Source organism: Bacillus sp. SD127, from assembly GCF_058566445.1.
On record NZ_CP191226.1, the window covers coordinates 542,763 to 564,763 of the forward strand.

Annotated in this window: 22 protein-coding genes; 10 read left to right on the plus strand and 12 right to left on the minus strand. The window is 42.7% G+C overall.

Annotation, left to right across the window (positions count from 1 at the left end; translation table 11 throughout):
* The first annotated feature begins 65 nt into the window (after window positions 1-65).
* Entirely contained in the window at window positions 66-1,313 is a 1,248-nt protein-coding gene (locus ACQVGS_RS02900) for a spore coat protein CotH (RefSeq protein WP_474393418.1), read from the plus strand.
* Between the two features lie 62 nt (window positions 1,314-1,375).
* A complete protein-coding gene (locus tag ACQVGS_RS02905; RefSeq protein WP_257987456.1) occupies window positions 1,376-2,053 on the plus strand; it encodes a DUF2642 domain-containing protein in 678 nt (225 codons plus the stop codon).
* A gap of 65 nt (window positions 2,054-2,118) precedes the next feature.
* On the opposite strand, the gene ACQVGS_RS02910 is transcribed toward ACQVGS_RS02905, so the two are convergent.
* Complete coding sequence (locus tag ACQVGS_RS02910) at window positions 2,119-3,447, minus strand: arsenic transporter (RefSeq protein ID WP_106019668.1); 1,329 nt, start codon at window positions 3,445-3,447, stop codon at window positions 2,119-2,121.
* Window positions 3,448-3,657: 210 nt separating this feature from the next.
* Complete coding sequence (alsR, locus tag ACQVGS_RS02915; protein WP_059292399.1) at window positions 3,658-4,566, minus strand: acetoin biosynthesis transcriptional regulator AlsR; 909 nt, start codon at window positions 4,564-4,566, stop codon at window positions 3,658-3,660.
* A gap of 157 nt (window positions 4,567-4,723) precedes the next feature.
* Here alsR and alsS point away from each other — a divergent pair, with 157 nt between their 5' ends.
* The 3 genes from alsS (at window position 4,724) to ACQVGS_RS02930 (ending at window position 7,892) form a co-directional block, all read left to right on the plus strand.
* Window positions 4,724-6,436 (plus strand): acetolactate synthase AlsS, encoded by a 1,713-nt coding sequence (alsS, locus tag ACQVGS_RS02920; protein ID WP_024123079.1) that lies wholly within the window; start codon window positions 4,724-4,726, stop codon window positions 6,434-6,436.
* A gap of 62 nt (window positions 6,437-6,498) precedes the next feature.
* The gene (gene budA, locus ACQVGS_RS02925) at window positions 6,499-7,266 is read left to right on the plus strand and encodes an acetolactate decarboxylase (protein ID WP_024123078.1); all 768 of its coding nucleotides are present in this window, start codon (window positions 6,499-6,501) and stop codon (window positions 7,264-7,266) included.
* A gap of 98 nt (window positions 7,267-7,364) precedes the next feature.
* Window positions 7,365-7,892, plus strand: coding sequence for an NAD(P)H-dependent oxidoreductase (locus ACQVGS_RS02930; protein ID WP_044159591.1), 528 nt, complete (start codon window positions 7,365-7,367; stop codon window positions 7,890-7,892).
* Window positions 7,893-7,933: 41 nt separating this feature from the next.
* Here ACQVGS_RS02930 and ACQVGS_RS02935 read toward each other — a convergent pair whose 3' ends face one another.
* The 8 genes from ACQVGS_RS02935 to ACQVGS_RS02970 all read right to left on the minus strand — a co-directional run bounded on the left by ACQVGS_RS02935 (window position 7,934) and on the right by ACQVGS_RS02970 (window position 14,694).
* Entirely contained in the window at window positions 7,934-8,230 is a 297-nt protein-coding gene (locus tag ACQVGS_RS02935) for a DUF3892 domain-containing protein (protein WP_024123076.1), read from the minus strand.
* A gap of 165 nt (window positions 8,231-8,395) precedes the next feature.
* On the minus strand, window positions 8,396-8,932 hold the full coding sequence (locus ACQVGS_RS02940; RefSeq protein ID WP_101861392.1) for an SH3 domain-containing protein: 537 nt from the start codon (window positions 8,930-8,932) through the stop codon (window positions 8,396-8,398).
* 108 nt (window positions 8,933-9,040) lie between these two features.
* Window positions 9,041-9,958 carry a ribose ABC transporter substrate-binding protein RbsB gene (rbsB, locus tag ACQVGS_RS02945; RefSeq protein ID WP_254517905.1) on the minus strand — a complete coding sequence of 306 codons (918 nt, stop codon included), beginning with the start codon at window positions 9,956-9,958 and terminating at the stop codon, window positions 9,041-9,043.
* Window positions 9,959-9,969: 11 nt separating this feature from the next.
* Window positions 9,970-10,941 carry a ribose ABC transporter permease RbsC gene (rbsC, locus tag ACQVGS_RS02950; RefSeq protein ID WP_024123073.1) on the minus strand — a complete coding sequence of 324 codons (972 nt, stop codon included), beginning with the start codon at window positions 10,939-10,941 and terminating at the stop codon, window positions 9,970-9,972.
* Window position 10,942: 1 nt separating this feature from the next.
* Window positions 10,943-12,424: a sugar ABC transporter ATP-binding protein gene (locus tag ACQVGS_RS02955; protein WP_491830904.1), complete on the minus strand. Its 1,482-nt coding sequence runs from the start codon at window positions 12,422-12,424 to the stop codon at window positions 10,943-10,945.
* A 14-nt stretch (window positions 12,425-12,438) separates the two neighbouring features.
* The gene (gene rbsD, locus ACQVGS_RS02960) at window positions 12,439-12,834 is read right to left on the minus strand and encodes a D-ribose pyranase (RefSeq protein ID WP_106019665.1); all 396 of its coding nucleotides are present in this window, start codon (window positions 12,832-12,834) and stop codon (window positions 12,439-12,441) included.
* Window positions 12,831-13,712, minus strand: a complete 882-nt coding sequence (gene rbsK, locus ACQVGS_RS02965; protein ID WP_151174573.1) for a ribokinase — start codon at window positions 13,710-13,712, stop codon at window positions 12,831-12,833. The genes rbsD and rbsK overlap by 4 nt, the downstream gene beginning before the upstream one ends.
* Window positions 13,705-14,694 carry a LacI family DNA-binding transcriptional regulator gene (locus tag ACQVGS_RS02970; protein ID WP_103671238.1) on the minus strand — a complete coding sequence of 330 codons (990 nt, stop codon included), beginning with the start codon at window positions 14,692-14,694 and terminating at the stop codon, window positions 13,705-13,707. The genes rbsK and ACQVGS_RS02970 overlap by 8 nt, the downstream gene beginning before the upstream one ends.
* Before the next feature lie 798 nt (window positions 14,695-15,492).
* Between ACQVGS_RS02970 and pgsB the strand changes: the two genes are divergently transcribed.
* From pgsB to ACQVGS_RS02995, 5 genes are all read left to right on the plus strand, one after another.
* On the plus strand, window positions 15,493-16,674 hold the full coding sequence (gene pgsB / locus ACQVGS_RS02975) for a poly-gamma-glutamate synthase PgsB (protein WP_019715925.1): 1,182 nt from the start codon (window positions 15,493-15,495) through the stop codon (window positions 16,672-16,674).
* A gap of 14 nt (window positions 16,675-16,688) precedes the next feature.
* On the plus strand, window positions 16,689-17,138 hold the full coding sequence (gene pgsC, locus ACQVGS_RS02980) for a poly-gamma-glutamate biosynthesis protein PgsC (protein WP_010332116.1): 450 nt from the start codon (window positions 16,689-16,691) through the stop codon (window positions 17,136-17,138).
* A gap of 18 nt (window positions 17,139-17,156) precedes the next feature.
* Window positions 17,157-18,299, plus strand: coding sequence for a capsular polyglutamate synthetase PgsA (gene pgsA / locus ACQVGS_RS02985; protein ID WP_101861396.1), 1,143 nt, complete (start codon window positions 17,157-17,159; stop codon window positions 18,297-18,299).
* 14 nt (window positions 18,300-18,313) lie between these two features.
* Window positions 18,314-18,481, plus strand: coding sequence for an extrachromosomal elements maintenance protein EdmS (gene edmS / locus ACQVGS_RS02990; RefSeq protein ID WP_010332114.1), 168 nt, complete (start codon window positions 18,314-18,316; stop codon window positions 18,479-18,481).
* 158 nt (window positions 18,482-18,639) lie between these two features.
* Entirely contained in the window at window positions 18,640-19,881 is a 1,242-nt protein-coding gene (locus ACQVGS_RS02995) for a C40 family peptidase (protein ID WP_106019662.1), read from the plus strand.
* 35 nt (window positions 19,882-19,916) lie between these two features.
* Here the strand turns inward: ACQVGS_RS02995 and ACQVGS_RS03000 are convergent, their stop codons facing one another.
* Both ACQVGS_RS03000 and ACQVGS_RS03005 read right to left on the minus strand, forming a co-directional pair.
* Window positions 19,917-20,777, minus strand: coding sequence for a Cof-type HAD-IIB family hydrolase (locus ACQVGS_RS03000; protein ID WP_103671240.1), 861 nt, complete (start codon window positions 20,775-20,777; stop codon window positions 19,917-19,919).
* 155 nt (window positions 20,778-20,932) lie between these two features.
* Window positions 20,933-21,901 carry an LCP family protein gene (locus ACQVGS_RS03005; protein ID WP_069486829.1) on the minus strand — a complete coding sequence of 323 codons (969 nt, stop codon included), beginning with the start codon at window positions 21,899-21,901 and terminating at the stop codon, window positions 20,933-20,935.
* Window positions 21,902-22,001 lie beyond the last annotated feature (100 nt).

The window sequence follows — 22,001 nt, forward strand, 5'->3', positions numbered from 1 at the left end:
TAACTGTGACACGTATATATGCAATATATTTATCATCTATGTATAAATGACTAGGAGGGTAATGAATGAGCAAGAGGAGAATGAAAAATCATTCAAATCATGATATATCTTATTATCATTTTTTGCATTCAATGCAAGATAAAATTGTCACTGTATATCGAGGAGGTCCCGAATCTAAAAAAGGAAAATTGGTAGCTGTAAAATCAGATTATATCGCTTTGCAAACTGAAAAAAAAACCATTTATTATCAATTGGATCATGTAAAAAGTATTACAGAGGATACCAATAATAGCACAACAACAATTGAGACGGCAGAAATGGCTGACGCTGATGATTTTCACAGCTTAATCGGACAATTAATGAACCAATCCGTTCAATTAAATCAAGGAGGTCCGGAATCTAAAAAAGGAAGTTTGGTATGGCTAGGAGATGATTACGCTGCGTTAGACACAAATGAGGATGGAGTAGTTTATTTTAATATTCATCACATCAAAAGCATAAGTAAACATGAGTCCGCTTTAAATAAAGAAGGACATACGCCAAGTGTCTTGGAAGCTGATAACCTAAACGAAGTTTTTAAGAGTTTAACTCATAAATGGGTTTCGATTAATCGAGGAGGACCAGAAGCAATTGAAGGTATCCTCGTAGATAATGCGGATGGTCATTATACTTTAGTGAAAAATCAAGAAGTGCTTCGCATATATCCTTTTCATATCAAGAGCATCAGCTTAGGCCCAAAAGGCTCTTACAAAAAAGGCGATCAAAAGAAAGAACATGATGATAAAGAAGAAAGCAAAAATGATATAGACCAAAAACAAGAAAAAGAGGGGGACAGTAGCTCGTTAACCTCTTCAAAATCATATAGCTCATCAAGTTCGTCCAAATCAAATAAACGGTCACCGAGATCTTCAGATTATGAATCATCAAAATATGATCGTTCATCAGGCACCAAAAGTTCATCCAAATCATATCGGTCATCAAGATCTTCAGATTATGAATCATCAAAATATGATCGTTCATCAGGCACCAAAAGTTCATCCAAATCATATCGGTCATCAAGATCTTCAGGTTATCAATCATCAAAATATGATCGTTCATCAGGCACCAAAAGTTCGTCCAAATCATATCGGTCATCAAGATCTTCAGATTATCAATCGTCAAAATATGATCGTTCATCAGACACCAAAAGTTCATCCAAATCATATTGGTCACCAAGATCTTCAGATTATCATAGCACCGGAAGCCAAAAGGAAGATTATAGCTATGAAACGATTGTCAAAACGATAGACTATCATTGGAAGCGCAAATTTTAATAGATAATGAAGGTGCATCAATAAAGTGATGCCCTTTTTCATTCAATTAAAGGGGGAGAATGGTGAAAGGTTTGAATCAATTTCTTGACACAGATGTTGATGTTGTCATTTCAGGAGATACAAGATTTGTTGGCACACTTATAGATATTGGACATGATATTTTTGTTATATTTAATGGCTGCAATTATCTTTATATTCCCTTGCTGCATCTCCATCAAATGAACAAAGCAATAATAAATACTAATACTGAGAAACCAATTTTAAGAGAACCGGAAGATACAATAATGCAGGCGGAAAATAATAGTTTTTCTTACAGAAACACATTAAACAATGTGAAAGGCAAATTTATTGAAGTTTATGTAACTGGGGATCGGTCGATACATGGATATGTTACAAGTGTTTTAAATGATTATATTGTATTTTTTTCACCTGTATTTAAAACACTTTTCATATCTATGCATCACTTAAAGTGGTTTACCCCTTATTCAACAGAGCAAACGCCGTACACTCTTGACAACTCTCAATTGCCTGTCGTACCTTCCAGTGTTTCACTTGTACGTAATTTTGAGGAGCAGATCAAGAAATATACTGGCCAATTGGTTATATTTGATATGGGGGAAGTGCCAGAAAAAGTCGGTCTGTTAAAAGATGTATCTAATAATATCATTGAGCTGATTAACGCAAGTGGAAAGTCAATCATTTGGAAGTTAAATCATCTAAAGACAATGCATCTCCCCTAGCGTAGCCTCTACTGAAAATAAACTGCCCTCGAATAGCAGAAGGCAGTTTTTTATTTCATACACTGCTAAAGAAATAACCAACTGATCCAAAAATATAAACATGTTAACGTAAAAAGAACAGTCAGCGGAATGATTAAAATGGTTGTTTTTAAATATTCACCCCAAGAAATACTTTCATCATGCTGTTTTAAAATATGCATCCAAATAAGTGTTGCTAATGTTCCTATAGGTAATAATAAGGAACCAATATCACTGCCAATAATATTTGCCAAGTAGATGATTTTTGCTGTTGAAGGATTCAGGCTCATTTCTGTTAAAGTAAAAGTACTGATCATTAAAGCCGGATGGTTGTTGAATAGATTCGAAAAAACAGAGGTAGAGATACCTGATACAAAAGTAGCGTAGGAGAGGCTTCCAGAAACTATCGGTTTGAAATGATTTACAATTAATTCAGTAAATCCTATATTGTGCAGTCCATAAATGAGGACATACATAGTAAAAGCAAAAATAAAAATGTGCCAAGGTGCCTTGAAGAGCAAGTCTCTGGGAGAGGTTTTGAAATAAACCCATCTCCAGGCCAAAAGGATAATTGATCCGATGACAGCGACAAGAGGAACGGAGATACCGGTATATGACGCGGCAAATAAGCTGATTCTGACGAGAAAAACAAATGCGAGTACAAATAACATTATCTTTGTTTGATTTCGTTCCGGTATCGGAGCTGATGGCGAATGAAGGGGATGGTACCTTCTGTGTCGCAGAGACTGAAAATGGTTCGGTATATCCGGCAGGCTTTTAGGAAGACGTTTATAAAAGAAAATAAACAGTAGACAAGCCATAAAAATGAGTCCCATCATACTAGGGACAAACATCATGGCAGTGTGCAAATATAAATCCATTCCAATCATTTTGAGAGAAATTAAATTTACAATATTACTTACGCCGATCGGTGCGCTGGAGGCTGTAGCTATTAAAACGCCGCTTATGAGATAAGGGGTTTTTTGATGTTTTTTCAAACCTAAATATTTTAAAACCAGCAAAAGGATGGGGGTTGTGATCAAAACGCTCCCATCATTATTTAGGAAAATGGTCATTAAAAAGCAAAGTGAATTGGTTAACCAAAAAAGCTTGATGCCTGATCCCCTGGATTGTTGGAGCAGCTTTGCAGCCACCCAATAAAAGAACCCAAAACTTTCTAATGCAATGGCCATGATCATAGTGGCAAGAATTGTGACCGATGCACCCGTGACTTTTGATCCTATTTCACCTAAGTCGGTCAATGACACACTTCCGCATAATAACACCATTAAAGCGCCTATTGTCGCGGGGATAGCTTCATTTAATCCTTTCGGTCTCCAGAAAATAAAAATCATTGTTATGAAAAAAGCGAGCAATGTTAATATACTCGTGAACTGTGTAATATATTTCACCTCTCTAACTATCATTCTAAAATCAAACGATTGTCATACGCTTACTAGTATCCTTGCCAACTATTTGTACTGTATGTATACGTATACTGATATGAAGTTGTACTAAGCGATTATATTATATTAATTAAAATTCCATGAGAATCCCAAAAGAAAAAAGAGTTTGCAAGTATCATTTCAGGTACTTGCATCACTCTCTTTAGTTCTTAACTGCTGACAATTTGAAATATTAATAAATTGCTTCAAAAGCGGATTTTGATTGTCTTTGCGATAGGCGATAACCCATTCGGCATTCAGCTGTATTTTATCTATTGTTCGATAAGTCACATCCAAGTTAAATAATTTTTTAGCTGAGGAAGGTACAAATGTAATCCCGATGCCGGCGCTGACTAATCCAATGACCATTTGATATTCAGTCGCTTCTTGTACAATGTTTGGCTTAAAGCCAGCCTGCTCACAAAATTGGATGAAATCAACGTATAAAGTAGGCCATGCTTCCTTGGCTACAGTAATAATCGGTTCATCTCTCAAATCTTCAATTGTAATGGCTTCCTTAGATGTTAACGGATGTTGTTTAGGCAAAGCTAAAACACAAGGGCTGCTTTGGGCGATTTCAGTATGCAATGCTGTGTGCTGTAAAGGAGGATGAAGTATACCAATATCAATGTTGCCCTTTAGCAGCTCCTCTTGCTGCCTAAACGAGGATATTTCACGTAATTCTATTTTTACTGATGGGAATTTTTTACGATATTCCCGGACAATCGGCGGCAGAAATTCATATGTAGCTGATCCGACAAAACCGATAACGAGATGGCCGTGCTCGCCGCGAGCCGTCCGCTGTGCCAATTCAATCGCTTGATCAATTTGCATCAAAGCCGTGCGGCAGTGATTTAAAAATATTTCTCCGGCTGCGGTTAGCTCCACAAATCGTTTTGTCCTCTTCAGAAGCGTCACCCCGACTTCTTTCTCCAGCTGTTTGATCTGCTGGCTGAGAGGAGGCTGTGTCATGTTCAGCCGAAGCGCAGCTTTCCCGAAATGAAGCTCTTCGGCAACTGCGATAAAGTATTGAAGGTGGCGAAGCTCCATCAATATGCATTCCTTTCTTAGGTTAATAATTCGTAATACATATTAATCATAAGTCGAATTGATATTGGAGGTCAATTTCCAAAGAGTGTATAGTGAAACGTATCACAAGATTTATTTAAATTTTTATGTTTAAAATGCATAATAAGGAGTGAGGGTGTTGACAAAAGCAACAAAAGAACAAAAATCCCTTGTGAAAAACAGAGGGGCGGAGCTTGTTGTTGATTGCTTAGTGGAGCAAGGTGTCACACATGTATTTGGCATTCCAGGTGCAAAAATTGATGCGGTATTTGACGCTTTACAAGATAAAGGGCCTGAGATCATTGTTGCACGGCATGAACAAAATGCGGCATTTATGGCGCAGGCTGTAGGCCGTTTAACTGGAAAACCGGGAGTCGTTTTAGTCACATCAGGACCGGGTGCTTCTAACCTGGCAACGGGACTGCTGACTGCAAACACTGAAGGTGACCCTGTCGTTGCGCTTGCTGGGAATGTTATCCGTGCCGATCGTTTAAAACGGACTCATCAATCATTGGATAATGCGGCGTTATTTCAGTCGATTACAAAATACAGTGTAGAGGTTCAAGACGTAAAAAACATACCGGAAGCTGTTACAAATGCATTTAGAGCAGCGTCAGCAGGTCAGGCTGGGGCCGCTTTTGTGAGCTTTCCGCAAGATGTTGTGAATGAAGTCACAAACACCAAAAACGTGCGTGCAGTGGCAGCGCCAAAACTTGGCCCTGCACCAGATGATGCAATCAGTGCGGCTATCGCAAAAATCCAAACAGCAAAACTTCCTGTTGTTTTAGTCGGAATGAAAGGCGGAAGACCTGAAGCGATTAAAGCGGTTCGCAAGCTTTTGAAAAAGGTTCAGCTTCCATTCGTAGAAACATATCAGGCTGCCGGGACTCTTACAAGAGAGTTAGAGGATCAATATTTCGGCCGTATCGGTTTATTCCGCAACCAGCCGGGCGATCTGCTGCTTGAGCAGGCTGATGTTGTTCTGACAATCGGCTATGACCCAATTGAATACGATCCGAAATTCTGGAATGTCAATGGAGACCGGACGATTATCCATCTGGATGAGATTCTGGCTGATATTGATCATGCTTACCAGCCTGAGCTTGAATTGATCGGGGATATCCCATCTACTTTGGATCATATCGAACATGATGCTGTAAAAGTGGATTTTGCGGAACGTGAGCAAAAAATCCTTTCTGATCTAAAAGAATATATGCATGAGGGAGAGCAGGTGCCTGCAGATTGGAAATCAGACAGACTGCATCCTCTTGAAATCGTTAAAGCATTACGAAATGCAGTCGATGATAACGTCACAGTGACATGCGATATCGGTTCACACGCGATTTGGATGTCCCGTTATTTCCGCAGCTATGAGCCGTTAACATTAATGATCAGTAACGGTATGCAAACACTTGGTGTTGCGCTTCCGTGGGCAATCGGTGCTTCATTGGTGAAACCGGGAGAAAAAGTCGTTTCTGTCTCTGGTGACGGCGGTTTCTTATTCTCGGCAATGGAGTTAGAGACAGCGGTGCGCTTAAAAGCTCCAATTGTACACCTTGTATGGAACGACAGCACATATGACATGGTTGCATTCCAGCAATTGAAAAAATACAATCGTACATCTGCAGTCGAGTTCGGAAACATCGATATCGTGAAATATGCGGAAAGCTTCGGGGCAACCGGTTTGCGTGTCGAATCACCAGACCAGCTGGAAGATGTTCTGCGTCAAGCCATGAATGCTGAAGGCCCTGTTATCATTGATGTCCCAGTTGACTACAGTGATAACGTTAATTTAGCGAGTGACAAGCTCCCAAAAGAATTTGGAGAACTGATGAAAACAAAAGCTCTCTAGCACTCTGCGCACCAAGACACTGTTTTCGAAGAACAGCACATTACTAAAGGAGTGAAGGGAATATGAAACAAGAAAGCAACATTCAAATGCTGAGCCGCGGCAAAAAAGAACAGCCCGTTAGCCAAATTTATCAAGTATCAACAATGACTTCTCTTTTAGACGGAGTATATGACGGCGATTTTGAACTGTCAGATATTCCGAAATACGGAGACTTCGGTATCGGGACTTTTAACAAGCTTGATGGAGAGCTGATTGGATTTGACGGCGAATTTTACCGTCTTCGTTCCGACGGCACTGCGACACCTGTGCAAAGCGGAGACCGCTCTCCGTTTTGCTCATTTACGTTCTTTACACCGGATATGACGCACAAAATTGATGCGAAAATGACACGTGAAGAATTTGAAAAAGAAATCAACAGCATTCTGCCAAGTAAAAACCTATTTTATGCCATCCGTATTGACGGATTGTTTAAAAAAGTGCAGACAAGAACGGTAGAACTGCAAGAAAAACCATATGTGCCAATGATTGAAGCGGTTAAAACACAGCCGATTTTCAACTTCGACAACATCAGAGGCACAATCGTTGGTTTCTTGACTCCTGCTTATGCGAACGGAATCGCCGTTTCTGGCTATCACCTGCACTTCATTGACGAAGGACGAAATTCAGGCGGACACGTCTTTGATTATGTGCTTGAGGATTGCACGGTTACGATTTCTCAAAAAATGAACATGAATCTCAGACTTCCAAATACACCAGATTTCTTTAATGCCAATCTGGATAACCCGGATTTCGCCAAAGATATCGAAACGACTGAAGGAAGCCCAGAATAAAAAAAGCAAGCCCGCACATGTGCAGGGCTTGCTTTTTATTTGGCACTTTACCTGATTTTAGTTAAAATAACATTAAAATGATAAAGGTGTGGGTCTCATTGAAAATACTGGTTTTGGCTGTTCATCCTCAAATGGAAACCTCAGTCGTCAATAAGGCGTGGGCAGAGGAATTAAGTAAACATGACAATATCACTGTACGGGAGCTTTATAAGGAATATCCGGATGAAGCCATTGATGTTGCCAAAGAGCAGCAGCTATGCGAGCAATACGATCGGATTGTTTTCCAATTCCCGCTTTATTGGTACAGCTCACCGCCGCTTCTTAAAAAATGGCAGGATCTTGTGCTGACATACGGCTGGGCCTTCGGGTCAGAAGGGAAAGCTCTGCATGGCAAAGAGCTGATGCTGGCTGTTTCCACAGGAAGCGAAGCGGAAAAGTATCAGGCGGGCGGAGGGAATCATTATTCGATCAGTGAGCTCCTGAAGCCGTTTCAGGCGACAAGCAATCTGATTGGCATGACATATCTCCCGCCATATGTGTTTTATGGCGTGAAATACGCCAATGCTGAGGATATTGCGATCAGTGCAAAACGGTTAGCTGATTATATCCAGCAGCCTTTTTCTTAAAAAAGAAACGCCCTGTCCGGAATGGGACAGGGCTTTCTCTATTAAAAATCGGGTAATTCAGATAGGTTATTATCCTTTATGCCGTCTGGTTCACTTCTTAAAATGTCACGTCCGTATTTATGAAATACATCAACGTGAGCGATCTTTCCCGCTTTTGCTTCTGATAGCGCAGTGGGATAGTCCAGTTCTCTTCCTGTGTTCGTTTTCACCGCGATAATATTGTCTTCCTCATTTCTTCTGACCGCGATAATTTCTTCTTTTCCGGACGTATCAACTGGCTGATCGATATTTGTTTGTTTGGATTTATACGATTCATATGCAGCTTCAAATTGATCCATTTTTCCACCTCCATCCTTTAACGTAAACAAAAATGCTGTTGATCATGTATAGATTTCGACACGGCATACGACAATATTTCCTGAGAAATATTTTGAATGCGACAATTCAATCCATAATTAGCGAAGAAAAAAGGGATTCCGTTCTGTAAACGGAATCCCTTTCGGTTATTTTGTCATTTGCAGGTCCTTTGTTTTGATATAACCTGTCTTACCGCCGTAATCTACATAGACCCAATCAAAGTCAAAGCCGCCTTTTTTTGTTTTACTCCAGCCTAAAAAAGATACGCTTGTGTTAGCCGGGAGTGTCTTGATGCTTTTTCCTTCAGCGGATGTATATGCTTTCGTCTTTGTTTTGGTTTTTACCGTTGTCGCTGCCTTTACAATGTAATGAGTAGAGACAAAGCCTGTCTTTCCGTTTTTGTAATGAACCTTTGCCCAATCAGCGTTTGAAAACGAAATGAGCTTTAAGCTGTCGCCCAGATGAAGGGTGTCGGCTTTAGCGCTTGAAGCGGAGGCCTTTGTTCTGACATTCAGAGCCTCTGCTGAAACCAAGTAGGAATCAATCGGATAGCTGTATAAATCATCAATGCTTACGTTTGTTTCTGGCTGTTGTGCATGAATTGTGTTTGCGCCGCCGGCAGAAGCCGCAGTTATTCCGGCTGCAAGTGCAAGTGTAGACAGTATTTTCGTGGGTTTGTTCATTGCGTTCCTCTCCTCACATAAGAGAAATAATCATTTCTATTATTCCTTTCACGTTTTGGCCGGTTGCTAAACATAAAAAAGGATCAGATAAAGATCTGATCCTTAGCATTATTTTTTCGTTTCCAGTTTCAGAGGCGCTGATATTGTTTTCTTTACTTTCTTTCCATGTAAAATCTGATCCGCTGCTTCCGTTGCCAGTTTACCGATCAATTCAGGCTGCTGAGCGACAGTGGCTGAGAGCTTACCGTCTTTAATCGAAGAAATGGCATCCTTATTTCCGTCAAAACCGACGACTAAAATATCTTTGCCGGAGCTGTTAATCGCTTCGAGAGCTCCAAGCGCCATTTCATCATTATGAGCGAAAACCGCTTGGATATCCGGGTGTCCTTGGAGCAGGTTTTCCATGACAGTCAGGCCTTTAGTGCGGTCAAAGTCAGCTGATTGTTTTGTGACAACGTCCAGCTTTTGATCTGCGATTTTGTGAAAGCCTGAACCGCGTTCCCGTGTAGCGGAGGCACCCGGAACGCCTTCAAGCTCCGCCACCTTAGCACCTTTTCCAAGCTTGTCTGCGATGAACTCTGCGGCCATTTCTCCGCCTTTTACATTGTCTGAAGCCACGAGGGTTTCTACTTTGCCTTGTTCAGCTGACCGGTCTATGGAGACGACAGGCACACCAATCGAATTTGCAGACTCTACTGCCGTTGAAATAGCCGAAGAATCAGTTGGATTGATTAACAGGGCATCAACGCCTTGCTGAATTAAGTCCTCCACATCACTTGTCTGCTTGGAGGAATCATTTTGTGCATCGACGATGATGACCTTCATTCCGCGCTTTTCCGCTTCTTTTTCAATTCCCTTTTTTAAAGAAACAAAAAAGGGATTGTTAAGCGTTGAGATCGACAAGCCGATGGTAAATTCCTTTTTATTATCTGAGTTTGACGGCTTCGCCCATTGGGGAGGCTCAAGCGAACAGGCGCTCAATACAAACAGTGACAGCGCCAAAATGACGGATACAGCCTTTTTCATGTAAAACCCTCCTATGCTGACTTTTTGCGGTCTAATAATACCGCGATTAAAATGACAATCCCTTTAACAACCAGCTGATAAAATGATGAGACGCCAAGCAGGTTGAGTCCGTTATTGAGTGTGCCGATAATCAGCACCCCGATTAACGTTCCGACAATGCGCCCGCGGCCCCCGGAAAGACTCGTTCCGCCTAAGACTACCGCCGCGATGGCATCCAGTTCATATGATTCTCCAGCTGTCGGCTGTGCTGAGTGGAGACGGGAAGTCAAAATCGCGCCGGCAAGGGCGGATAATAGACCGGCTAAAGCATAAATCATGACTTTTACACGTGTGACTTTTATGCCTGAGATGAGTGCCGCTTTTTCATTGCCGCCAATTGCGTATGTCCGGCGCCCGAACGGCGTTTTGTGTAGCAGCACCCATAGGATAACAAAGGCGAGAACCATTGTAATTGCAGGTACTGGAATTCCTAAGAAATAACCGCGGCCGAACAGCTGAAAGGCATAGTTAGTGCCAAGCCCTGTGATCGGGTTTCCGTCTGTATACACAAGGGTAAGTCCGCGGAAGACAGTCATGGTCGCAAGCGTCGCGATAAAAGGGGCCATTTTCCCTTTTGTGATTAACAGTCCGTTGATCATCCCTAGAAGAGCGCCGATCAGACAGCCTATGATGACGGCGAGAATCGGGTCGACACCAGATACAATCATACCCGCGACTAAGGCGCTGGACAGGGCGAGAATAGCCCCGACAGAAAGATCAATGCCGCCAGTTAAAATAACGAAGGTCATCCCGAATGCGATCAATCCGTTAATTGCCACCTGCCGAAGCAGGTTTAAAATATTCAAAGGCTCCAGGAAGCTCGGGTTTAAAATCGATACGATCATAACGAGAATAAATAAACCTAGAAACGGGCCGAGCTTCTGCATGACGCCATCGAAGTGAATCTGTTTTTGTTTTGTTTGCTTCAGTTGTTCCGTTTTCATGTTACCGCCCTCCCGTGGCAAGTGTCATAATTCGTTCTTGTGTCGCTTCACTCGCTTCGATGTCTCCGCTGATTCTGCCTTCATGGACGACGATGATTCTGTCACTCATCCCGAGTATTTCCGGCAGCTCTGATGACACCATAATGATGCCGACACCGCGTTCAGTGAGCTCATTCATCAGCGGATAGATTTCCCGTTTCGCGCCCACATCCACGCCTCTTGTCGGCTCATCCAATATGAGCACTTTTGGGCCGATACCGATCCATTTGGCAATCACGACCTTTTGCTGGTTGCCGCCAGACAAATGGCGCGCGTGCGTTTCCGGTGAAGCCGTTTTGATGGTCAGGCGTTTTATGAGAAGGTCTACAAACTCTGCTTCCCGCTTGTGATCAATGATGCCCTTTGGAGAAAAACTGGCCAAATTGGGCAGCGCAATATTTTCCCGAATCGATGTGTCGAGCAGCAGTCCTTCATCCTTGCGGTTTTCCGTAATAAAACCGAGCCCTTTTTTCACAGCATCATACGGATTTTTAATAGCAGTCTTTTTTCCTGCAATCCAAATCTCACCCGAATCGAGCCGGTCAATGCCGAACAGTCCTCTCATCATTTCGGTTCGTCCGGCTCCCATTAAACCGGAAACGCCGACAATTTCACCGGAACGGACATAAAAGCTGATATCTTCAAAGCTTCCTTTTGAGGAGGCGTTTTTCACCTCAAATATTTTGTCTCCGAGTGAAGGGACGCGTTTAGGATACCGTTCCGTCAGCTCACGTCCGACCATTTTTTTCACGACCTCGTCAAAATTGGTTTCTGAAATGTTTGTTGTATCAACGGTTTTTCCGTCACGCATGATGGTGATTCTGTCACAAATCGTAAAAATTTCTTCCATTCGATGTGAAATGTATACAATGGAAACACCGTTCTTTTTTAAAGCCGTAATGACGTCAAACAGCTTGCTGATTTCCCGTTCAGTCAAAGCCGCGGTAGGTTCATCCATAATGATTACCTCGGCATTTGTCATGAGCGCTTTTGCGATTTCAATCATCTGCTGCTGTCCGACGGAGCATTCACCTGCTTCTTGATCAAGTGAAAGAGAGACGGATAGTTTATCAAATTGTTCTTTTGCTAGCGCTTTCATTTTTCTGGTTTGTAAAATACCAAATTTCGTTGACATTTCTTTTCCGATAAATAGATTCTCAAGTACGGACATGTCCGGCCAGATATTCAGTTCCTGATGGATGAAGGCGATTCCGTGCTGCTCAGCTTCCTTCGGATTGGAGAAATACGTCTCGTTACCATTTATGGTGATCCGTCCTTTGTCCAGTTTGTGCAGACCAGTCAGGATGTTCATCAGGGTGGACTTGCCGGCGCCGTTTTCTCCCATCAGTGCGTGAACTTCGCCGGGCTTGAGCTGAAAGGACACACCTGAAAGCACCTGGTTTTTTCCGAATGCTTTATGAATGTCATTCATTTCGATTTGCATATCGGTCCTCCTTTCTAGAAAAGCACACCCGCCTGCAGGATGCAGTTGGCGTATGGTGTGAATTCTCCTGTTCGTATGATAGCTTTAGCTTCTTTAGTCAGCTCCTTAAATTCCTCGTGGGGAAGGCAGTCAACTGCCTCTTCAGAAAAAAGGGTTTCTATAAAACTCGCATTTTCTGGATTGGATACCTTTATTTCGGATGCGACAATTACTTTTTCAACCGCCATTTCATCTGCCAGCACTGCGGTTACATCCCGGAAAGCCGGGAAACCCGGCTTCAGTGAGAGATCAATTTTCAGCACGCCGTCAGGAACGGGCAGCCCTGCATCAGCGATAACAATTTTGTCAGTATGGCCAAGGTCAGCCAATAGCTTGGCAAGATGACTGTTCAGTATACCGTGTTTTTTCATGACAGCAGCTCCTCTACTTCTTTTCTGGACGGCATTCCGCCTTGAGCGCCGAAAGAACATACAGATAGGGAGGCGGCGCGGTTTGCGAACCGTAATGCAGCTTCAATATCTTTTCCCTCCGCCATGGCCACTGCAAGAGCCGCGTTAAACGTATCACCCGCCCCGGTTGTATCGACAGGCTCAACAGGAAAGGAAGGGATGATCCGCTCTTTGCTGCCGGATGAATAGCGCACGCCTTGTTTGCCTTCAGTGATAAAGAGCTTCGCCGGATAAAGCGCCAATGCTGCAGAAACCGTCAGCTCCGGAAATAAGATCGCCGCCTCATGTTCATTCGGCGTAAGATAGGTGGCATGGTCAATGGTTTCCTGCTTCAGCGGGCGGGCCGGTGCCGGGTTAAGCATGATCGGGATGTCGTGAGAATGGCAGTATCTGCACACTTCATCAACCGTTTCTTCCGGGATTTCCTGCTGAATCAGAACCATATCGATATTTTCAAGCTTTTCAAGAGCGTCTATCGCATAAGGTGGGGTGATCTCATCATTCGCACCTTTAACGACGACAATACTGTTATCACCTTCGGCAAGCACGATGTGGGCGGTGCCGCTTTCTTTATGTGTAACCGGTTCCATATAGTCGGTGCGAACACCGTTTGCTTTTAAATTATTCATGATGGCTGTTCCATAATGATCGTCACCAACCTTGCCAATCATAAAAACATTGGCGCCGAGTCTGGCGGCGGCAACAGCCTGATTCGCACCTTTACCGCCCGGCACAGTTTGAAATGAAGTACCCAGTACGGTTTCGCCCGCGTTTGGGCGTTTGTCTGAGGTGACCACCAAATCCATAGAACAGCTTCCAATTACACAAATATTACGCATCGTTTTCTTCCTTTCTTGTCGTGTTTCTTCTTATATACATGACGGGCATTTGAATCGCCGTTTCTGCGAGAGGCTGTTTTTTTATGATGCTCAAAAGAAGTTTAGCCGCTTCTTTACCCATGTCATATGCCGGCTGTTTAATCGTTGACAGCGGCGGAAACAGCAGCTCGCTTTGGGGAATATCATCGTAGCCGATAATTTGAATATCCCCGGGCACTTTTTTCCCGCGCCGCAAAGCTTCATGCAAAACAGCCGCTGCTTGAATGTCATTACTGGCAATTACCCCGTCTGTCTCAGGATATAAGACAAACAGCTCCTTTGCCAGTGCCTGTGCATCCTTAAAAGAAAAGGACGCCGTCTCGATGATCTGAAAATCAACACCCGCCTGCTGTAATACCTCTAAAGCGCCGTGAAAGCGGTCTTGGGCAGTCGGCAGGTGAGCAGGGCCCTTCAGGAGCGTAATGTGTTTGCTTTTTCCATGAACAATTGCTTCCGCTGCTAATTTTCCTCCGGTATGTCCGTCACTGGATACAGAAGGAGCGCCTTCAGGCGTTCTGTCCAGGAAAACGACTGGCTGATCAATGCCGCTGTATTCCTCAAGATGCGGATAATTTGTTGCAGCAATAATACCTGCGACATGATTTTGTTTAAAGGTTTGAAGGTATTCAAGTTCTTTATTTAATTCCTCGTCACTGTTGCCGAAAATAAGCCGATAGCCTTCCCGGTTCAATTCATCCTCCACGCCGCGGGCAAGCTGGGGGAAGAAAGGGTTTGTAATGTCCGGAAGCAAAAGCCCGATCAGCCTGGATTCTCTTTTATAAAGAGACCTGGCGACTTCGTTCGGATAATAGTTCAGCTTCTCCATGGCGGCCATCACACGTGTTCTCGTTTCTTCATGGACATAGCCGTTGTCATTCAGGACGCGGGAGACCGTTGCAACTGAGACGCCCGCGGCTCCCGCGACATCTTTAATTGTAGCCAACACAGCTCCTCCTCATTTGTGTAACCGTTTACATAGATAGATTATCATGAACATTCCTTTATTGGCAATAAGAAAAAAATAAAACATGGCGATATAGCAAACCGAACTGTAAATGGTGTATAAATATGAGAATTTAAAGATATTCACGCTTTTTTTGACAAAGTCTTCACAAATCTGGATGAACATTTCATGAACGAATATTAAGTTTTATTAAAATTGTTTCAAAGTCATGCGTTTAGACCTGTAAATAGGGTGAAACAGATTAGACTATCCGCCCAGAAAATGTTTAATTATGTTAGAGAACCTGGACCTGTTTGTTTGCCGTTTTTATTGCAGGGGCCATTAGTCAATTTGGAATGGGCCTAATATTGTCTATTCCGTGCAGAAAGGATGACATTATGACCTTATCCTTAAGAAACAGGCAGAAATAATTTTATGTTCATAAGAACCGGAAACACGCATTGTATCAGCAAAAGCCTGATATACCGGGCCTGAAAAAAGATTGATTTGAAATGCATATTAAACTGAACATTCAAGGTGTGACTAAACGTCCAGAAGGAAATCATTTGGTAAATGAAAGCGCATTCGTTTTTAGTATTAAAAAAATCGATAAGATGTAAGTCCTGTCGATTTCCAAAAATAGAGAACACTTTGTAGGTACAAAATCTCTTTCAAAAGAGAAGTTTGGCTCAGTAGATTAGGGGAGATTATGTTACATAATGCCGATTGAGAATTCATAGTGATTCTATATACTGATGAATGAATTTACAACAATATAGAAGGAGATGTCGATAAGCAATGTGGTTACTCATTATAGCCTGTGCTGTCATACTGGTCATCGGAATATTAGAAAAACGGCGACATCAGAAAAACATTGATGCCCTCCCTGTTCGAGTGAATATTAACGGCATCCGAGGAAAGTCCACTGTGACAAGGCTGACAACCGGAATATTAATAGAAGCCGGTTACAAAACTGTCGGAAAAACGACAGGAACGGATGCAAGAATGATCTATTGGGATACACCGGAGGAAAAGCCGATTAAACGGAAACCTCAGGGACCGAATATCGGCGAACAAAAAGAAGTCATGAGAGAAACGGTAGAAAGAGGAGCCAACGCCCTCGTCAGTGAATGTATGGCCGTTAATCCGGACTATCAAATTATCTTTCAGGAAGAACTTCTTCAAGCTAATATCGGTGTCATCGTAAACGTGCTGGAAGATCATATGGATGTCATGGGGCCGACGCTTGATGAAATTGCAGAAGCGTTTACCGCTACTATTCCTTATAATGGCCATCTTGTCATTACAGATAGTGAATATACCGAGTTCTTTAAACAAAAAGCCAAAGAGCGAAACACAAAAGTCATCATTGCTGATAACTCGAAAATTACTGATGAATATCTTCGTAAATTTGAATATATGGTATTCCCTGATAACGCTTCTCTCGCATTGGGTGTGGCTCAAGCACTCGGCATTGATGAAGAAACAGCGTTTAAAGGAATGCTGAATGCGCCGCCAGATCCGGGAGCAATGAGAATTCTTCCGCTGATCAGTCCGAGCGAGCCTGGGCACTTTGTTAATGGGTTTGCCGCAAACGACGCTTCTTCTACTTTGAATATATGGAAACGTGTAAAAGAAATCGGTTATCCGACCGATGATCCGATCATCATTATGAACTGCCGCGCAGACCGTGTGGATCGGACACAGCAATTCGCAAATGACGTATTGCCTTATATTGAAGCAAGTGAACTGATCTTAATCGGTGAAACAACAGAACCAATCGTCAAAGCTTATGAAGAAGGTAAAATTCCTGCAGACAAACTGCATGATCTAGAGTACAAATCAACGGAAGAAATTATGGAATTGTTAAAGAAAAGAATGCACAACCGTGTCATATATGGCGTCGGCAACATTCATGGTGCCGCAGAGCCGTTAATTGAAAAAATCCACGAATATAAGGTTAAGCAGCTCGTAAGCTAGGAGGAAATGCAGACATGTTCGGATCAGATTTATACATTGCACTAATTTTAGGTGTACTACTCAGTTTAATTTTTGCGGAAAAAACAGGGATTGTGCCGGCAGGGCTTGTTGTACCGGGTTATTTAGGACTTGTGTTTAATCAGCCGGTCTTTATTTTACTCGTATTATTAGTCAGTTTGCTCACCTATGTCATTGTGAAATTCGGTTTATCCAAGTTTATGATTTTGTATGGACGCAGAAAATTCGCTGCCATGCTGATCACAGGGATCGTCCTGAAAATTGCCTTTGATTTTCTATACCCGATTGTACCATTTGAAATCGCAGAATTTCGAGGAATCGGCATTATCGTGCCAGGTTTAATTGCCAATACCATTCAGAAACAAGGATTAACAATTACGTTCGGAAGCACGCTGCTATTAAGCGGAGCGACCTTTGCTATCATGTTTGTTTACTACTTAATTTAATGTAAGGTGTGTCAAACGATGAAAAAAGAACTGAGCTTTCATGAAAAGCTGCTGAAGCTGACAAAACAGCAAAAAAAGAAAACCAATAAGCACGTATTTATCGCGATTCCGATCGTTTTTGTCCTCATGTTTGCTTTTATGTGGGCAGGCAAAGCAGAGACGCCAAAGGTTAAAACCTATTCAGATGACGTTCTTTCAGCCTCATTTGTAGGCGATATTATGATGGGGCGCTATGTTGAGAGAGTAACGGAACAAAAAGGGGTAAGCAGTATTTTTCAATACGTTGAGCCTATCTTTAAAGCATCAGACTACGTAGCCGGAAACTTTGAAAACCCGGTAACTTATAAAAAGAACTATAAAGAAGCAGAAAAAGAAATTCATCTGCAGACAAACAAGGAATCCGTAAAAGTCCTGAAGGATATGAATTTCACGGTCCTTAACGGCGCGAATAACCATGCCATGGATTACGGCGCACAGGGCATGAAAGATACACTTGAAGAATTTTCGAACCATAACCTCGATATCGTTGGGGCTGGATACAGCTTGAGCGATGCGAAAAAGAATATCTCATATCAAGAAGTAAATGGGGTAACAATCGCAACCCTTGGATTCACGGATGTATCCGGCAAAGGTTTCGCGGCTAAAAAGAATACACCGGGCGTGCTTCCCGCAGATCCGGAAGTCTTTATCCCTATGATTTCAGAAGCGAAAAAACATGCTGATGTCGTAGTTGTACAGTCACACTGGGGACAAGAGTATGATAATGATCCGAATGACCGTCAGCGCCAATTGGCAAGAGCTATGTCTGATGCAGGTGCCGATATCATCGTCGGCCATCACCCGCACGTCCTTGAACCGATCGAAGTCTATAACGGGACCGTCATTTTCTACAGTCTGGGGAACTTTGTGTTTGACCAAGGCTGGACAAGAACCAGAGACAGTGCGCTGGTGCAGTATCATTTGAAGAAAAACGGAACGGGACACTTTGAGGTAACGCCGATTGATATCCATGAAGCGACACCTGCCCCGGTTAAAAAAGGCAGTCTGAAACAGAAAACAATTATTCGCGAACTGACGAAAGACTCTAATTTTGCATGGAAAGTAGAAGACGGAAAACTGACTTTTGATGTCGATCACAGTGACAAACTAAAATCTAAATAATGGAGTGATATAAGATGAAATTTGTCAAAGCCATCTGGCCGTTTGTTGCCGTTGCAGTCGTGTTTATGTTTATGTCAGCTTTCAAATTCAATGATCAGCTGACTGATCAGGAAAAGCAGAAAATCGATACAGAAATTCATAAAATTCAACAGCAGGAAGAAACGGCAAACGCCGCTAAATAACACACAAAAAAAAAGAGAATGTCTTACGAGACATTCTCTTTTTTTATTTGCCATTTTGAAAGCCAGCATATTCATTCTGTAAAAATATGAAAAAGTCTCTTAACATATCTAGAAAAATACCGATGTTAAAACTGCAAATAGAGGAGGAGATAATAAAAGTGAACACACTGGCAAACTGGAAGAAGTTTTTGCTTGTGGCCGTTATGATTTGTTTTTTGGTTCCTATTATGACAAAAGCGGATATTGCGGAGGCTGATGCAAAATCTGACCTGATCATCAGTGAAGCAAAGAAACTGCTTGGGTATAAGTATAGATACGGCGGTGAAACTCCGAAAGAAGGCTTCGATTCATCTGGATTGATTCAATATGTTTTCGGTCAGGCTGATATTCATCTGCCGAGATCTGTGAACGACCAGTCAAAAGTCGGAACGGCAGTAAAGCCGGCAGATCTAAAACCAGGTGATATTTTATTTTTCAAAAAAGCGGGAAGCAGCGGGACTGCACCGACACACGCCGCTCTTTACATTGGAGACGGGCAAATGATTCACAGCACTCTATCAAAAGGGGTTATCGTCACAAATTACAAAAAAAGCAGCTATTGGAGCGGCTCTTACATTGGGGCGAAACGAGTCGCTGCCGATCCGGAGACTGCTGATGTGGCTGTTGTGCAGGAGGCCGAAAAATACCTCGGCATTCCGTACGTTTTTGGCGGAAGCACACCGTCAGAGGGCTTCGATTGCTCAGGGCTTGTGCAATATGTCTTTAAACAGGCGCTTGACATCTATCTGCCGAGATCAGCAGAGCAGCAGTGGGCAGTAGGCGAGAAGGTGGCGCTTCAGAACATTAAACCCGGTGATGTCATCTATTTCAGCAATACGTATAAAACAGGAATTTCGCATGCCGGCATTTATGCAGGAGGCGGAAGGTTCATTCAGGCGAGCCGGTCTGAAAAAGTAACCATTTCTTACTTATCAGAGGATTATTGGAAATCTAAGATGACAGGCATCCGCCGGTTTAACAACCTGACAATTCCGAAAGAAAATCCGATTGTGTCGGAGGCGACGCTCTATATCGGGGAAGTTCCTTACAAAAAGGGCGGGATTTCTCCAGAAACAGGATTTGATACTTCTGGCTTTATCCAATATGTTTACCAGAAAGCGGCAGGCATTTCACTGCCCCGATACGCGACGAGCCAGTATAAAGCGGGAACAAAGGTTGATAAGGCTGACCTGAAGCCGGGAGACATTGTCTTTTTCCAATCAACAAGCTTAAACCCGGCCATCTATATCGGAAATGGCCAAGTCGTTCATGTCACATTAACAAATGGTGTAACCATTACCAATATGAATACGAGCATGTATTGGAAAGATAAATACGCGGGAAGTATTCGGGTGCAATAAAAAACAAAGACTCCAGAATCTCTGGAGTCTTTTCTTTATGCATATTGGCCGGATAGAAGCTGATCTATAAAGTGGGCCACACCATTTTCATCATTGCTTTTCGTCACGTAAGTGCTTTTTTCTTTCAGTTCATCAATCGCATTTTCCATGGCGATTCGGTGTCCTGCCACTTCGAACATGGATAAATCATTCGGACTGTCACCAATCGCATAGATATCTTGCGTCTCAATTCCGTATTTGCCGGCAAGCTCAGTCAGCGCGCGCCCTTTGCCGGAAGAGGCCGGGAGAATTTCGATAATGTGCTTTCCGGAAGAGGTTTGCGCCAGTTTTTTATGATGCTTCAGTTCTTCCTTCGCATGTCTCAGTTTTTCCATATCAAAGGAGAAGCAAAGGAGCTTGTAAATGTTTTCGCCGCCGTCGAAAATCGATTCGATATGCGGGATCGGTTTGATGCCGAACTGCTTGAACTGGGTCATGGCCCCTTTCCACAATTCATCCATGTTTTCATCTGGATTGGCGCTCCTTAAAATGTCAAGCTCTGCTTGAAGCTTAGATTCGCCGTCAAAAGGAGAAAGCAGATGGTCATCTGTATAGACCTCGAAGTAAATATTTTTTGAGAGCAGGTAATCAGCGATCGCTTTGCCGGCCTCTTGATCCATTAATGTCCGGCTGATCAGGCGGTAGCCTTTGTCATGAACCGTTCCGCCATTTGCCGCGATGATAGGGATATCCAAGCCTTCCAGCAGCGCTTTAACATCAAACGTTGCTCTTCCTGTGCAAATGGTAACGAGGATACCCGCATCAAGCGCCCGCTTGATAGCCGCTCTGTTTTCATTAGAAATGATGCTTTCCTTATTCAGCAATGTACCGTCTAAATCAATCGCTATTAATTTCATATGTAGGGGAAACCTCCTTAATAATGAAGCTGCTTCGTGTAGTATGTTCAGCTTTCATACGAAACATAAACCATATAGGACAAGGCTAAACCTTACGATCCTATTTTTCAACAATGAAATATGTAAAACGGGATGGCTGCACGCCATCCCGTTCATTATACACCTAAATCGTTTTGCAGCTCTTCTTTCACTTCCTGCAGTTTTTCCTGATTCAATCTGAAATAGTAGACGCCGCCAGGCTCATAGTCATAGCCTGTCAGCTGGATGGATTCAACCGACTTCAGTGAAGTGATAAACGGGAACAAGCCAATGGCATCTTTAAGAGATAGATTCATTTTTAAGTTTTCTCCCATTGTATCCACAATATCATCATAAGCCGGAATGGAGCTAAGTGATTTTGATTTATCGATAATGGCTTTCAGCACTTCCATTTGTCTTTGTCCGCGTAAAAGGTCACTGTCAGCTTTACGTGTTCTTACGTAAGCCAGCGCTTCCTCTCCATCGAGCGTGTGTGTGCCTTGTTGAAGGACAACTTTTCCTTTTGTATCCTTTTTGATTTGCTGGATGACTTTATCGCTTTTTACGTTGACTGTGACGCCATTCAGCTCATTTACCACGTCTTCAAACGCGGTGAAGTTGCTTTCGACTACATAATCAACGGGAATATCAAGCATTTCTTCAACTGTTTTCACACTTAGATCTACGCCGCCATAGGCGTGGGCATGCGTAAACTTATCATAGCCATGGCCTGGAATATTCACATAGGCGTCTCGCGGAATGCTCAGCATTTTGGCTGTTTTTTCTTTGCGGTTAAAGGTAATCAGTACATTCGCATCACTTCTGGCCTGGTCTACCGTCTCACCGTTTTTCTCCCTGGCATCAATCCCTAAGAGCAATACAGAGAAAGAATCCTTTCCAGGATCAAACTCTTTAATCCGTTTTACAGATTGTTCTCCGCGGGCAAGACTGACGTGAGCTTCTTTAGAAGCGTTGTTCAGTTTGACATAAGCGTATGTGCCGACAGAACCTGCGGCAATGATGAGAAAAGCCATTACACCGGCTAATAATTTCACCCATTTTCGTAGGCGTCTCTTTTTCTTCTTACGTTGTGATCGTTCTTCCATATCAATACCTCACGTTTCATTAATATTTGAAGCGTACCATTCATTTTGCCGTAGGGCAACTGCTGATAAGACAATATTCGATAAAAATTCCTATATTTAT